Annotated in this window: 5 protein-coding genes; 1 reads left to right on the top strand and 4 read right to left on the bottom strand. The window is 48.9% G+C overall.

Features of this window, described 5'->3' with window-relative positions; translation table 11 throughout:
• Window positions 1–25: 25 nt before the first annotated feature.
• The 4 genes from ACP26M_RS25055 to ACP26M_RS25040 are packed head-to-tail and all read right to left on the bottom strand — an operon-like array spanning window position 26 to window position 15728.
• Complete coding sequence (locus ACP26M_RS25055) at window positions 26–346, bottom strand: hypothetical protein (protein ID WP_426584256.1); 321 nt, start codon at window positions 344–346, stop codon at window positions 26–28.
• Complete coding sequence (locus tag ACP26M_RS25050; protein WP_426584254.1) at window positions 346–8940, bottom strand: RHS repeat-associated core domain-containing protein; 8595 nt, start codon at window positions 8938–8940, stop codon at window positions 346–348. The genes ACP26M_RS25055 and ACP26M_RS25050 overlap by 1 nt, the downstream gene beginning before the upstream one ends.
• A gap of 3 nt (window positions 8941–8943) precedes the next feature.
• Entirely contained in the window at window positions 8944–9729 is a 786-nt protein-coding gene (locus ACP26M_RS25045) for a hypothetical protein (protein WP_426584252.1), read from the bottom strand.
• A gap of 5 nt (window positions 9730–9734) precedes the next feature.
• On the bottom strand, window positions 9735–15728 hold the full coding sequence (locus ACP26M_RS25040; RefSeq protein ID WP_426584250.1) for a hypothetical protein: 5994 nt from the start codon (window positions 15726–15728) through the stop codon (window positions 9735–9737).
• A gap of 517 nt (window positions 15729–16245) precedes the next feature.
• Between ACP26M_RS25040 and ACP26M_RS25035 the strand changes: the two genes are divergently transcribed.
• On the top strand, window positions 16246–16821 hold the full coding sequence (locus ACP26M_RS25035; RefSeq protein ID WP_426584248.1) for a hypothetical protein: 576 nt from the start codon (window positions 16246–16248) through the stop codon (window positions 16819–16821).
• The last annotated feature ends 3 nt before the right edge of the window (window positions 16822–16824 follow it).

Raw genomic sequence — 16824 nt, 5'->3', positions numbered from 1 at the left:
CATTGGAAATATCTTACATAAACAATTACAAGTCTTGGCTATTTATGAATTGTTCGAACACCTGAAGAAACAATTCAACAGAATGTGACTCGCTTGCTGAATAAAATCTAAATAACCGCGGCCAATTGTAGTCGCCTTGGATGACAAAGTCACTTGCAAAATATTCGTTAACAAATGTTCTAAAATTTTGATGAAAGACATTAAGGATTTCAGATTGGCTTCCTGCTATATATCCAAATATCATCGCATAAATCCCATCCACGTTCGAAATTTGATAAATAGCAGGTTTTTTTGCTACTGCCGAAATAAATTCAATAAATTTATAAAGAGACTGCTTTTCTTCCATTATTTGACTTTTTTGGTATAATTTTCTAATAGTTTGGAGCCTGGTATCACTGTAACAGTACCATTTTTGTTAATAACAGCACCTTCTATAGACTTTACATATTCTTCTTTCGCTATCCCCTGTGGATGTAAATTATCAAAAATAACCGTTTTCCCATCTTTTGTAACCTCAATAAATTGATGCATGCCATTGTCTGCCAATTGCTTTTCGGCTGTACCTATAAAGGTATTTTTACCTAGATTAATTTCAAATTTTTCGACTGTACCACCAGCTTTGGTTATCGCTTTATTGTATTTAGAAAAGAATTCCGCTGCAAATTCTGTGCATTTTCCAAATTTGGCATATTTAGATAACTTTAACTCTTCAAGTCCTGGTATTATAGCAAGTACACCCAAAGTGCCTAGTACGTAGTGGCCCCCTTTATAATCTTTATAAGCATCGATTCCAATTTGTGCAGGATTAACTAAATGATTTGCTTCTTTGCTGTTCATCATAAAAGCAGAAAAGCCCATTTTTACTTTCATACGGAAACTTGGTGGCTGCCCCGTAGCATATTCATACGTTCTCATTAGACCTTCATGGGTGTTTTCTATTCTCGTAACGTACCCAATCACTGCTTTCTTTGAATTATCAATAAGAGATCTTATATCTTCCGCAATGTTATTACGTGGATCCATATAAACTGCTGCTTCCAAACCGTCAATGTCTATTGCCCGAATAGGTGTATTACTCGCAAATTGATATGGTGTCAATTCCGGATATGACTTACTAATCGGATCCACACTTAAAAACCTTCCCAACCTCGGATCATAAATTCTCATGCCATAATCCTGCTCATTGCCAATATCCTTACCTACGTCATTATCATTTTCCTTGCCATTGAACCCGTACCGGTAATTGGCCGCGCTTCCCGCAAGGTATTGTTTCCCGGTTCCCGGCTGTAATTTTCCAAACGGTGAATAATCCTGCGCGGAGATCACATCCGGGAGGAAGGAAGGCGTGGCTCCCTGCTGGATACGGCGGTCGCTTACAGTTGCCATGACATTTCCCAGGTGATTGGTCAGTTCATAATACTTGCGTCCCGCAATTCCATAGGCGTCATCTCCTGCTGTAGCAGTGGCCGTATTCAGATTGACATTCGGTGTCCAGGTACCCAACCTCGATGTACCGTACAACTGCTGCTCGCGCCAGTTAACCGCGGAAGATGCGTTATCATAAACAGCCAACGGGTTACCCTGTCCGTCGCGAACATACCAAGTGGTTAAGCCGCCAACAGATTTGCTTGCCCTGTTTCCCGCCGCATCATAGGTATAAATAATGTTACCACTTGCTTTGCTGATCTGTTTGATCTTTCCGTATACCGTCCAATCAATGTTGGTAATAGAAGACTGTACATCTTTGTTTAGGTTACCGATCTGGTCATACGTATAATTCCCTGCTGACTGATTGTCGATGTCGCTGGTATAGCTCGAATTCACGGCATCGTTGACGTAAGCGAGCTGGTTGTTCTTCAAACGTCCGTTCGGATCCTTATTATACCGGTAAGTCAGGTTATCCATAGCCAAACCACCCGCACCATTCCGGAAAAAGGTCAGGATGTTCCCGTTTCCGTCATAGGTCATGTTCTCCTGGAAATCAGGTGTAATACTGCTGCTGTTCCAGGTGCCGCCGATGATGCTATTATGCTGGCGCATATTCTTGATCCGGTTCAGCTGGTCGTAGTGATAGGTATAACCGACCGGCGCGCCGCTGTTCAGCGCACTTAAGGACATGGTGGTATTACTGATATTGCCGTTATACAGACTCTGCCCGGTTATATCTCCCGCCTGCGCGGTATATTGCAAGCCAAATGCCGTTGAACCGGAACCACCGATAGGCTGGTAATCCTTGAAGGTACCGTTATAATATCCTAATGAATAAGCAAGTGCATCCCTGGCAACCGTCTGGTTATTACCAGTCATCCCGTCCAGGCCGATATCATCGGTACTGGCAGTATTCTGACTGTTAACCCCTTTCAGCCATCCCTGGAGCGTATACGCATAATCAAGGCCCTGCACGTACCCGGCATCATCGCCCAGCGTCATTCGCGCCAGCGGCCCGTGCAGGTAATAACTGTAGTGGGCATCCTTACGTTTATTCTCCAGCAGCAGTTCACTTCCCTGGTACGGACGGATCATCGCCGTCGTTGAACTCGACGCATCTGTCAGCCTGTTCTCCGCATCGTAATCGTACTTATAGAAAAATTCATCTGTTTGGCCAGCCTGGTAGCGCACAAAATTCACCTTCCCGCTTACCAGGTCATATTCATAATCGACCTGTTTCAGGCCCAACCCGTTGATCTGCTGCCATAATGTATTGACATTTCCGTCGAGATCGTAATTGTAGTAGGTCGCCTGTTGTACAGCGTCTGTTTTATTGTCACGATAAGTGCTTGCAGAAACTCTCTTGCGCAGGTTGTTTTGCGTGATCGTTGTCGCTAAGCCAGTCAGGCCGGACGCCGGCTGGTCATAAAACGTTGCCGTGATCTGCGCGTCCGTACCCGTGTTGTAAAAATTACCGATGGTATAATCATCTAGGTAATTAGCCACACCGATTCCCGCACTTGAGGCAGTCTTTTCACCAACTTCTGAGATCCTTCCAAGTTCATCATATTTGGTGTAGCTAAACTTCTGCCCTGCCAGTTGCTTGTCGTTCTGTGAGGCGATCAGGCGGCTTTTCCTGTCATACCAAAAACTGTTGGTACCGCCGTCCGGTGAGTTCTGCTGGCTAACCTGGTTGCTGGCATTATACGTGTAACTGGTAGCGAGCACATGGTTCGGGTAAATACCGTTCAGCTTGGTCTCCAGCTGACTTGTCGGCCCTATCGTTGTTTCACTGCCCGCAGCCGGAATGTTGAACCTGTACCAGTGCCCGTCGGTATTGACCGGCATAAAGCAGTTATTGGCCGCATTCACCATGATCTCGCTCGGTGTCAGCAAGCGGGTATAAAACCTGGCATGTTTCAATACCGTAATGTCCGATGCAGGCAATGCAGATGACGCCCCGGCGATAACCGGCGCTTTACTGCCGTTGACATAAACACTCAGGGGGCCGTTCAGCAAACTGGACGACTGCACGACTACATGGGTCCATTGCTGGAACTGAACCAAAGCCGCCAAATTCACAGAAACATGGTTAGCGCGTGTGAAAGTTCCGTTCGACGGCGCCGAAAACACATCCGCGCTCAGGATCGGTCCGTCAACAGAAATCTGCAACTGGTATTGCCCGTTGGTCGTCGACTGTGCGTATTGATATTTGCTCGTGAAAGGGCTGTATAACCAGAACTCCGCGGCCGCATTTGTGTTGCTTGAAAGCGCGGTCGACAAGTCCGCAAGCTCTCCTGAAAGGTTCGTCGTCGTAGGACCGGTATAACCCGAACCGCAGGATCCGGCGTCGCCTCCGTCCCTGACCTGCTGAACCTGCTGGATCTGCGCGGCGTTAAGCAAGCTCACCCCTTCCGGCGGGATCGTCCTTACCAGGTTATCCGCCTGGTCATAGTAATACAAAGTATAATGATAATTCTGTTTATTGGCCGTGGCATTCAGGTTCGCTTTGGCAGCGGCACAGGTAGCGATATAATTTGCGCGGAATAAGGCTTTCTGCTCATCGATATATACTTTGTAAAGTTGTCTCGCCGTGGAGGCAGCCACGCCGATATTGGCTTTAATATCGACATACGGATCCGGGGTTACCGGTATAAAAGCAGGTACATTGCAAAGCATACCCGACGGACTGGCATCATAAGTAGCATAAGTCGAATATCCTAAAGAAAATCCGAACTTTTGGTTCATGAAATTCGTCAAAATCAGCTGGTAATTTGGGCTTGCTGTTGTCAGCCCGCCTGGAAAATTACCCACCAGTTCACTTCTGGCAGTGGCAAAATCACTTGCAGTAATACAACCTGTCGCGCCCGGCTGGAGGAAAACAGGAAGCGTCAGGTCCTGGCTCAATACGTAATTACAGCCGGCCGAGGCATTCTGCAATATGCTGAATTCTGTTTGTGACAGCGTCATCGCCGTTCCGAACTTACTGACCAGGTACTGATAGAGGGTGCCCGAATAAGCAGCCGCTACCCTGGCCGCCTCAAACTGAGCCAGTACGGCTGCTATCGCAGCGCTGCTGTTGGACACGTTGTAATTTGCCGCCTGTGTAGGCTTAGCGTAGGATCCGGGCCCATTGAGCAACCAGGGGTTCAACGTCGGCGTAAATCCCGCAAACGGAGATCCCGAGTAGGTCAATGTATTTTTGATGACCTCCCCAAAATCCTTAGGCGACGATCCGGTCTTGCTGGTGCTGGCCCCGAAAGGATGGGTTGAATCGCCGTTACCAGCACAGAACTGGATCAGTGCAGCAGTCAGGGCATCTATCTTAGCCTGGGGATACACTGAAAGCCCGGTACTCAATGTCCTAATCCAGGCTACCGAGTTCCCTTCACAACTATTCTGAATCTGGATCGCGATCAAGGCATTATTTTGTGCGTCTGATCCATTTGGTCCGTCCTTTGTTGTCGGAAAATTATTGGTCCGGGAAATGATATCAAAACGTGATGTTTTAGTCGGGTAATTGTATGAGCAGCCACCAGCAGGGGGCGGGGCAGGGGTAGCACAGTCCGTTACACTGCCATAAACATTCCAGCGTCCAGTGGTATATTCCGGGGTTTCAAATAACCCTAAGAAGCCTCCATGTGCGCCGACCTTAAAATATTGCGTAGGGACGCGGGCTACACCGACATCGCTGTTTGCGTCTATGCTGATACGATACCAGTAGTTTCGAAAGATGTTGCGAGGCTCATCATTGATCAGCGTAACGACCATCCCGTTCCTGATACAATACGGAATGTCGGGACTGACCGCAACCCTTACTTTTGTCCAATAAATGGGATCATTGCCCTGCGGTTCATAACTAATTCCGCTGATGTAAAAATCATTTCCTGTTTTCGGCCCACTGTAATCAATACTTTTTGGGGGAGCCTGTACATAGCCGTCGTATGGCGTCCGCCGGGTCGGTGTACCCGGTGGCGCTGGTGCCACTCCTGTGCAATTCACGACGCGGATCTTGACTGCGCCAAGCGGCACGGTGGCAGGTAAGCAAAACGTAGTTTTGGAAGTACCTCCCGCCATAGTAATGCTCGGTGGAGCATTGGTCACATCGACACCTGAACCATAGTAAAGATAGAGGTATGTGTTATTCAACAAATTCCCTTTATTGTAGGTAATCGTAACCGCCTGTCCGCATGGATTTGTACCGGTGCCGGAAGGAGCCGGATCAAACTCCGTGGCCCGGGAGATGGTGAAGTCGCCGACTTCAGGACAATTAGCTGTCGCCAACGGTACGGTATATGGCGTACCGATATCACAGGCATCCGCACAGGATACCTGTTTCCGGAGCATGTCATAATACACATCTTTTAACTGGAAATAAAATGCCTTATACTGGGACCAGTCGCGGTCCGGCACCCTGCATGCGGCCGCCGAGCAATTGTTCCAGCAATTGTTGGACTGACTGTCGCCGGTTGAACAGTTCCCGCTGCAATAGAGTTCGTAGTCTATATACTGTGAAAGGTTTTTAACCACCGCACCGGGTGTACTGTAATGAAGCACACTTGAACTGTAATTATTCAGGTCGTTCAGCATTGCCTGTTTAATCGTTGTACTGGTCCCCGGTACCAGTGCAATAGAAGCAGGGCCGCCATCTGCAAAGAAGGGGTCAACAGCGAACAGCCAAGCACCATTGGTGTAGCTGTAAGTGAAACCATTCGGCGCGCCCTTGATCGACGGGATATCTGTGAACTTAACCGCCAGCTGCTTTACACGTTCATCCCAGTCCTTATTTGATGAATTCGCCTGGCAAAATAAAAGCTTGCAGTATTCCGGATGGTATTGCAGGAACAGGCCGTTCCAGCTGTCATTCCAGTATTTAACAAGATCTGCCAGGGAGGTTGAACCGTCGTTTGCCGAGGAAACCTTGCCATCATCTTTCGTAAAATAATGCGATTGGTATACCGGATCGTTCACATCCTGTATTACCGGAAACACCCTGCGCCAATTATCATTGATTATGTTGATATCCGTTTCCAATGGCTTGTTCTGATCGTCAAAAAGCGAATATTGACCGCCGGGCGCGACATCTTTCTCCATCAAGGCCTGGGTGTCGGCACAGGGTGAAAAATCGCAGGCAGTTGTCGCCGCCTGGGCCTGAGCCAGTAAGGCATCGTATTTCGAGCTCACCCAGTTGTTGTAACTGGTCTGGTCCGCTGTAGCGTAGCTGCTGATCACAATGCCGTTTGCGGCAAGTTTGTCATTGAACATTTGCGTGAACGCAGCTTTAGTTCCTAAAACCTGCAAGGCAGTCCGGCAATCTCCCAGTAAACCATTGAAATCGATAGCCGCCAGTTGTGCCTGGAGATAAGTCCATTCGGTATTCAATAACTTATTGGTTTGGGCACTGGTAAGCCATTGGTCGACGTAATCTTCGATCGACTGACGGTTCATTGCAAACTCGACTGTGATGTAGTACTCGCCAATAGCATTGAAATTGGCGTCAAAGCTGCCGGTCTGAGAGCCCGGGGTACAACTCACACTGCCTTTTGCGCCGACTGCTAAAGGCAGGGTGATACCCGTCAACGTCAAGGGTGTATTAGGCGCGCAGGAATTGACGACTTTGACATTCATATCATAATAACAACTGCTGCAGATCTGCGTGCTTCCCTGGGAATAGGTATAGATCAGCTTTTGCATATCGAAAGTGAAATGCACGGGGCCGGTTACCGCTGCCAGGTAGGTAGTTGTACCCGACAGTTTAACGGAAGCATTATCAAAAACAAACTGTTCGGGTTTCAAGACCTTGCTTACCTGCTGCTGCGATGTAGGCATCGAAGGAAGCGCGTCCATTCCCGTAGGCGCTCCGCCGGCCAATGCCGTTGCAATGGTTTTTCCGCTGGCGTTTTGGTAACTGATACTGATCTGGTTGTTCGCATCGACCACCATATTCTTGGTGTAATGCTCCGCATAACCAACCTCGTTGCCAAATAGCTGGTCGAGCTCCCATTGCTCTGGCTTCCCGTAATAATACTTTGTGGTATTGCCTGGTACGCCCCCCGGCTGAAAGGCGGGTCCTACCCCGCCCTGCAGTTTAATGCGCCCGGTATTATCAGCGGTATATTGGGTAACCGAAAGCGGGTACTGCTGGGCATCGGGAATATATTTCGCGTTCGCGGCGAAAGCCGAATATAAAGGGTCATTCAGGAAATCATTGCCGGTTGAGTAGTATTTACTCGTCCCCTTTCCTGCCGAAAGCGGGGCGGGTATAAACTCGCAGTTTACGCTGCCGGTACCGATGACATCCCGGTAAGTATAAGGCGCCGGCGTGGCGCTGGTATTGACATTGAGTTTCTGAAAATAATGGAGATACGGAACATTCGTCCAGACGCCATTAATTTGCTCCTTCGCGGGTGCAGGAAGTATGCTGGCTGTTTGACGGCCGAATAAATCGTATATATTCTCCTGAACCAGCGGTACATTCTGAGAGTTATTCAGTGTAACCGTCTGCCTGTTCCTGAGTGTCCCGTCAAAATAGCTGATCACCTCTTTTTTCCTGCCCTCCTCCGCAAATGCTTCCGAATATTGCCAGTTAAGCGCAGGTTCATGCCAGTACGAAGTCAGATCCCAAATTAAAAAGTGGCTGGTGGGGCTGGCTGCATCCTTATAGGTCCAGTCCCCTGCTACCCGAATACCATCGGCCGTGTATTGCACGGCGCGAATCCTGGCTAACAGGTATTTATCGTTGTAAGCAAGCGAAATGGTATAGGCCTCCGCCGAGGTTGTCATCCGGCTTGCATTGTTTTTAAAAATCGGTTCTCCCTGGGCCGCTGCCCCGGTGTTCGCCAGCATGGCGGCAGCAATACTTTCATTGGCGTCGCCCTCGGCGATCGTGGTCCATTCTACATCATATTCATGGGCGCCGGTTACCGTAGTCCAGCTTAAGGGGAGCTGTTTTGTCGAGTTGATCTGGTACGAATTCACGAGAACAGGATCATGAACGTTGAAATTATAGGCACGGTCAACCGACACTGTACCGGTCAATTGCACCATACCCGCACCAGGTAAATTGTCCCCGGGGTTTTTAACGTCAGCACTCTGTACGGTAACGACTATCTTCAATGCACCGGTCGTATTCCGCGTATCGACGCGCTGGTAGGTATTCGCGGCTCCTGCAGCCGTATTATAATTGACAGCTAAGGTTTCAGTCTTCGAACTGAAAGGAGTAAGAGAAGACGCCGTTGCATAATAATCGATCAGCACGGTGACCTTGTAACTGAAATTGGAGGTGATCGCTATATTGTCTACGACACGCAGGGATACGCCATCCATAATGGACCGGTTGATTACATTGGTTTGCGGCGTATTGTCAAAAACCGTGAGTACCTGTTTTGGAAAAGGCCCCGTAAAGGGGGCAGGCGCACTCGCAGTGATCGGAACTATCTTTGCCAGGGCCGCTTCACCGCAAAACACGAAGCATACACAAACAAGAATTACCGATTTGATAAGGTTTTTCATAGGTTATTTAAGGATATTGATCAGTTCGTAATCCATGTATTTTTTTGTAAGCTCAATTTTACCATCTGCTATCCGGATCACCCGGTCAAGGTGCGGATATGCTTCCCAGTCGGGGGACTTCGTCCATGCTGTGATCTGCATGGTAACCCTCCTGTCTTTGCCTTTATCCAGCGGATCGTAACTATCAGGAAGCCTTGCAAAAAGCCTTGTTACTTTTTCGTCAGCTTTGCGATAGGTAATGGCAAACTCCCTGCATGTCAAATGCTTTTCATTCTTCAGCAGGATCGTTTCCTCTTCAGCACCGGCTTCTGACTGAAGCGCATAATGTTCAGAAGCCATACCCTTTGCAAAATCCTGAAGGTTTCCTGTCACTGGGGCATTAACAGGTTTTTGCCTGTCGATGATGACCTTTTTTTGTTCATGGGAGATGAGCACATTGAACCCGCCTTCGTTGATCATTTCTTCAGGTCCGTAACGGTAATAGCATCTTTGCCCTTCCCTGCAAAAAACGACGGGAACATTCCGGATGGCAGACATGCTGTCTGTCGGCGAGGTCATGCTGACCACCGCCCGGTAAGCACAGGTATTGTTAAGGTCCAAGCTACCGACCAGCCTGTTGAGTCTGGCCAGCAATGCCGCATCATAAGTATCTTTACGCCCTTGTTGCACAGCCGGTTTTATTTTGCCCTGCTGTTGGTTGTATTTCATCGCTGCAGCCAGGCCAACACAAAACAGTAAACCTGCCGACACCAGTACCATACTGAACTTCATCATATATATTCTTTTCATATCGTCTATAATAATGGCGTACCCCTCTTTTGAGAAGAGCGCGTTTCCTTAATGGTCATGATGCCGCGTTCGGTTTCTTTTTTGACGCGGACGAGCAGGCCCTCACTGTCATATTCATAGAAAGTAGCAAAAGCGTTTTCGTCCAGTTCGGCCATCAGGCGAAAGGTCGAATCATCGTACGCGTAACTTTTCATTTGTCCGTTTACCGGATGGATACGGATATCATCGATCAGGACGGAAGCTCCGGCAATTGGTGTGATAGCTATGGTAAGCGCTTTTCCATCAGCCAGACCGGGCAATGCATTCAAATCGATGATACCTTCCAGCAGCTTCCAGCCCTCAACGACCGCCTTACAGGTCAGTGTTGAACTGCTTCCGTTAACGCCAAGCGCTATATTCACGGTCCTGCTGGTTGGCTGTGTATCCTTGACCCAGACGTTGAAGATATATTTAGCCTTTGATACTCCCCAGGCTGGTTCGAAGCCATTCGGGTAGATGCCATAAACCCCAGCATCCGTATTTTTGATATACTGGTATTTGCTGTCCTCATTTAAATAGGGAGCTACAGGCTGATCATACTGGTAAACCGTGGTCAGCAGGCTCAGGCCGTCTGACGGAAGCGTAACACTGTAGTTACCCGTATGTGCATCCTGCTTTCGCGCCAGTGCATTGATATTGATTCCGGTAGATGGCTGGATAAATTCCGTCTGCTTCACCGGCGAGACAGCCATTATATCTGCCGGCCGGAATGCCGCATCTTCCAGGCTGTTGACGTAAACTTCCCGGTTACGTGCATTGGAGACTACAGCGGCAGGCAATTCACCTTTAAAATCAAATACTGCGGCACTGAAGCGCCCAAGAGCATCCATATTCTCTGTCTCCTGGCCATACTGGTCATACTGTGTTACGGTATTTGCAGCTATCCAGTCCTGTCCGTAATTGATGGTGCTGTTGCGGCTCCATTTCCCCCCCGTCGGATCAAAAAACCAATGGGAATAAAAACTGCTGATATAACCGCTGCTGGCGATGTCCAGTCTCCCGTTCGCTGCACTCAGTACGTTATTATAAACCCTGTTTTTCTGGAAAACCATCGACTCATACGGCCGCCAGTTATTTTGAAACCCGTATAGGAAAGGGTTGATCGTTACCGGCGGCGGGATACAAGGTGAATATGGCGTGCTCCTGGCGTCATCATATTTATATTCATAAAAAGTACCTGCTGTATTTTTGGTATAAACGATTGCCGAAGGATTTTGGATCAGGTTCTTCGTGCTGAATATCAGGTTGAGTCCCTGGCCATTGTTCATGCCTGCATTGTAAAGTTCCCCGGAGTTATTGTTATAAATCTCCACAGCACCACCGTTGGGCTGGTTATCATTGTTCGGCGTGGAATAGGTTAACTCCATGCGGAAATTATGCCACCCTTTGGTCAGCGTCACCGGTACAACCTGCCAGTTACGTTGCGGGATCCGGCTGTACCAAAACAGCTTAAACCAGTTATTGCCGTCACAGTTATTATCCAGGCTGAAAGACATCTTCGGCCCGGAATCGTAACCAACCAGGTAAGTTCCGTCCGCAGGGACATAATAAGGCGCGAACACCCCCATGGTATTGCTGTCGTTCTGGGAATAAAGAGTACTGTTACCGATCATCGCGTTTGTTTCCCGCAAACCAAAGTAAATATTGACCGGCCCTGAGTTATAAGGTCCCTGCTGATCAAGCATGACCGTTTGCGTAGCACCGGTCGCGTATTGATTACCCTGATAAATCGTGAGGTCATACGGGGCGTTCGAAGGAACGACATGTACGTCCGGAACCTGTGTAGACCAGTTGTCACTATACGTGTTTGCAGAGGCATTGATCACTTTCAGGGAGGTGAGATCACCTGAACCCAGGGCCAGTTTTAATCCGCCGGAACCATTGCTGACCAATGGGTTATTGAGCGAGGTAATACTGGTCAGCCCGGAATTCAGCATATTCTTAAACCCGGAACCGATGATTTTGGCCCTAATATTACGCAGCCCGGGCTGCACTTCCCCGTATTTATTAACGATAAACTTGAGCGTGGTTTGTATGCTTGAAATTGGTGAGTTCTTTATAAACGTATGACCAGTCACCCAGTAAGGGTTATTTTCCGATCCGTTAAGGTCGATCAGCTCATCTCCTACTTTCAGGAAGCTGTAATCGCTGTCTGCCGTACCGTCGTCGTTGGTATTCAGGTTAAAGACCATGCCTTGGTTCGCGGAAGCTGGCCCCATTGCCGCATACGCCCAGTAAGCAGGGATGTTCAGGGAAAAGATATCCTTATTAAATTCATTCTGGGTCCGTGTCAGCATCGGCTCACCGGTCTGTCCGTCATAGGCCACATTCTGCGTGGTCACTGAAGATCCGTTGACCGTTTTGACCACGCTGGAAACTAAACCATAATATTGGCTGACTTTTACGGCACACGCTGAGCGGAACAATTTGTAATCCGTATTACCGGACGAAGGCCAGTGCGGCACCGGGATTGGTATTGCAAACGCAGGAACAATGTCAAAACCAACGTTGAGGGAGTTACCATCGTTGACCGATTCCTGTTCACGCATATCGGTAAAAAATTCAACTTCCCGGCCGATGACCTGGTTCTGGCTCACTGTACCGTCGGGATTGATAACACTAACCAGGTTGCGCAGTCTCAGCGGCCCTGCTGTAGGATCTGTCGTATTATAATTATATACCGTCGAAGATATCTCTGATTTCGCCTGATTAAATACACGTACTGCTTTTGGCTTGCCGTGCATATCGTTTAGCTCAATGGCGTACCCCTGCGACAACGTTAGTTTGTCCACACTTGAAGTGGATACCAGGCTGAACTTGCCGGAAGGCGGCTTCTGCATTTTCTGAATAGGCAATACCGTTACCTTGACAGGAAAATCCTTTGCTGTATAAAACTCGTTCACGATATAGCCTGTCTGCAGATTAGGATCCGGAACAATAACCGGCTTGGTATCGAGGCTTCCGGCATCGCTGAGATCGGTAACAGTGACTTTACTGTATACAACAGACGGGGCGGGATAAAAAGACTCCCCGAAAGGTTCTTCCAGGTCAAAGAAATTATCCAGTGCCCCTTTGATCTTTTGAATATAAAACACAGGCTGTTTCAGCGGATTCTCGTCATTACCAACGGAAGGTTCATAACTGGCGACACCGCTGCTGATAACCTTATTGTCTTCCGTGGTTGTGTAATCGTACGATTGACCGTAATACTTAGGATACGAGGTGCCTCCCATATCATTCCAGTCGTCGTTGATCGTGATTCTTTTAACCCTTACCCCTCCGCCAAGTTTGAAGCCATCCGTTTTTGCAATCCTCACGAAGCTCTTGGGAAGACTAAGCTGGTTCGCGTATCCCAGCCTGCTGGCCTTCTGGTAAAAATTCTCCTTCAGTTCACTCAGGTTGGCAAAGGCGGTAAATATTGCCTGCACCGCACTGGCCAGCGTTTGTGTCGCACCTTCGTTCCCCACCCTCCTGTCGAATCCGGGGTAGGCATACCTCGGGTATTCGTCCTTCATCCGCTGCCATGCAGAATATATGATCGGGTTAAGTGCCGGGGCACCTCCTTCCGATCTCTTTTTCAGATAAACATAAGCCATGTTGCTGACAATAGCGACGCTTTCCACTTCGCTATAGGTCGGGATGTAATCACTTTCCAGGCCCGTGACCGGCGTGCTGTTGGACGTGGCCACTTTTACAAAGCACTTGCTGTAGATATAATCCGAACCGTTGAGGTAGTTTTTCTTAAACCAGGCCGTCGCATTTGGATTATCCGTTGTTGGTGCGATCTTTATTTTAAAACCGGTAGCGCCCATCAAATTGTTATCTGCTACAGACACGTTCCCGGCAGAGACAATGCCTTCTACTTTGACCATCGTCATCGCTTTTTTGTCCTGTACATACGCATAATCGTCTGCCTCATAGTTCACATCGATCGCGCCGCCTGTCGGCAGGTTGATATGGTTCAGGTGCCATAGCGACGCAGCCTGGCCTGCGTTCGAAGTGATTGTTCCCTTAGTCCCGCCATCCGCTTCCTGCAGGGCATAGGGAAACTCCTCATTCAGGAAGCTCAGACCGGGAATATCTGATGCCGGCCTGTAAGTTCCCCAGCGGTCGGTGCTCGCCGTTGTATAGCCGACATTAGTAGCCGAACCATAGCTCGTATTGTAGGTAAAGGTATAAGGGAAATATTTCCCCTTGGTTGTATTGGCATATTCAAATTTCAAGCCGGTAAGCGTAAGCTTGCCATGCGTTGCGCCATCCATAGCGACGGAATTTGGCGTATTGGGACAAAGCGAGTAATTGTAAACGAACTTCACTACTTTAATCGGCTTGGACATGTCTGATCTCGAATAAAGCCGGATCTCACGCAGACACTTCTGGCGGACGTTGGTATTGACACCACCATTGATGCCTGATACGCCAAGCGCATCATCCCTGTCCTGGGTAATAAAAAAAGCGATCTTGGTTTTCGACATGATCGAATGGACATACCAGAGTTCCTTCTCACCATAAACAATGCTGGCCTTGTCATCATCAGCATCTGCGAGGAGGGCCTTGTTCAGCGTCGCGTTGGCATAGGGTGTCCGCCACCGGAAGCCATTGATCCTGGAATAATTGAACCGGATCGCCGTTCCGAGGTCATCGTCGGTAATACCATCTCCTGTCCGGTCTACATAATCGGGGGAAAGCACGCCCGACAACAGATAGCTTGTCGCATAAGCAGGCTGTGAATCCTTATGGTAATAATTATCAATGCCTTTTCCCTGTCCCATCGCATTTTCATTTGCAGGTGACGCCACCTGGTCCACTCCATTTACAAGGCCTGATACCGACCTTGGGCCTACAGCAAAAGAATATTCCGACTGGCGGAGCTGATAAACAGGGATACCATAAACCATCCGTTTGCCTGACTCTTCTTTGACTGTAATTTCTGATATATGATGTCCTTTACGATAACCGGTATCCCGTACGATACTATCTGTCAGCGGGTTTGCCAGTTTCGGCTTGGAAACCGGCTGAAAAGATCCAAGGGTATTCAGGGCATATGTCCTTATCCGGGGATCTAATCCGCTCATCCTCGCTTCAGAAGCTGAAAGGTAAGAGATGGAAGTCTGGGCAGGAGCCGGGTTGTGCCGCGCAATCGGCGAAGAGATGGGATAAGCGGTGAAAGCGTTCTGGGCAGTCGTACCGTTAACTTGTACGGCAAGCGCCTCAGATCCGTGTAACTGGCCATTCAGGCTGGCATTTTCCAGGGTCGTTTCACCGGTCTTTTTGAAATAAACGTGCTGGTTCAGCGGATTAACCAGATCAGCATCCTGAAAGTCGCCTGACTTCATATACAGATTGTCACCAGTCCATTTCCTGGTCACATTTGTTGTTTTTTGCTTGTAAAGGGTGGTCCCCCCGTGTCCGTAAGTGCCGAAACCGGCATCGAAACCCAGGCTTGTATTCGTGTTGACGTCAGCAGCCTCGTTGTCAAAAAAGATCCCTGTCCCGCCCCGGTAAAGCCGAAACTGCCCGCCACCTATCTGACTGGTATACGAAAACAGGTCGCTCGTATTCACTGGTAAAGCGAGATTAGGCAACTCCGGAATGACCGGGTTATCCTTTTCCCGGATAAAATCCATCACCGAGCCACGGATATTTTTTCCCTGTTCGGCATATAATGTCCCGTATGCCGGATGTGAATTGCTGCGGTTCAGTACTTCCCTTACGGAGCGGTAGCCGGTACCACCGCCGCCAGCGAACAGAATACCAGCGGCAGGCCCCGCATCCATACTGAAAGATCCGTAGGAAGATTTATAAGGCACCTGTATCTTCGGTAAGATGGGCTCTGTATTGTAGGTTACCACCGTACCGCCGAACTGAAGCAGATTGGACATGAATGACGGGCCGTAACTGCAGTTCAATGACAGGCCTTTCATACCGGAACGCGTATTGTAACCCAAATTGGCACTCAAGCCGGCAACACCGGTCATATTTAAATCTGTCGCGGCCTTTACGCCGAGGTTCGCATAAGGGGTTACATCCACACCGCTGGCTGTACTCGATAGAATCCCAAGTCCTAACCCGGCGGTCAGCGGGCCGTCGTTACCCTGTGAAACCGAGATCCCAGGGTTAGCGCCGATCTCAGCCCCGATACCCGTATAGTTGTCGCTGAACACGCCCATACTGATGGTTCCTTCACCTTTGATTGGAGAATAGTATCCGCCGACTTCTCCCTTGACGCGTAAGCGTCCGCCAACCGTGATTTTGGGTTTGGTATAATGGTCCGTGACGATCGGATCTCCTTTCATATCATCAGGAATGCCCCGGAGCTGCCTGTTGATGCTGCCGACATTGAGGGACCAGCCAAGCCCTACCCAGCTGGCCTCGTCATCAATTCCGGTCCCTGACTGGTAATTCAGGTTGATAGGGTAGCCATCCACATCCAGCAGGGGGATATTATATTTAAAATCACCGGTCTGCAGATCGACCATGTCGGTAACCGTTGCGGGCTGGAACCCCTTTACTTCCGGTTGTGTCGGTCCCGAGGTGAGCGCCAGTGCCGCCACCGGGGCGATTACCAGGTTATATATCCATACGGCCAGCAGTGCGAAAGCGATTTTCCTGCTTTTGGGAATATTATTCATGTATTTAAAGGTCATGGTGATACTAAGGTTTGAAGGCAAATATTTTCTTATCCAGGTAACGGTCCTCGTAGATCAGTTTTTCATCCGCTGGTGGTACCGGTTCATCGGCGAAAGTCACCAGGTATTCAAAAGTTTTTCCGGTACCCGCGGCAACGTACTGAACGATATCAGCATATACTTTTTTGCCCGCCGCCTGTTTGTAAAAGCAACTGTCCATCCGGTAAAGCAAGGCAGTCCGCGTAGTTTCACTGAGACCGGCAGCGGCCTGCGGCGTGAGGTTAAGTCTAAACCGGTAACCGGAAGGAGCATCAGGATTATTCAGTGGAGCGACCTGCACGGTCAGTCCGGTGTTCTCCTGCTCCTGAATTTGCTTCTTTTCCCTGCCACAGGCTGCCAGCAAAAGACAGCATATCCCGGCTAAGCA

Source organism: Mucilaginibacter sp. R-33, assembly GCF_049949235.1.
Classification (GTDB): domain Bacteria; phylum Bacteroidota; class Bacteroidia; order Sphingobacteriales; family Sphingobacteriaceae; genus Mucilaginibacter.
The sequence above is the reverse complement of the archived record's forward strand: the minus strand, read 5'-3'. Positions and strand labels throughout refer to the sequence as shown.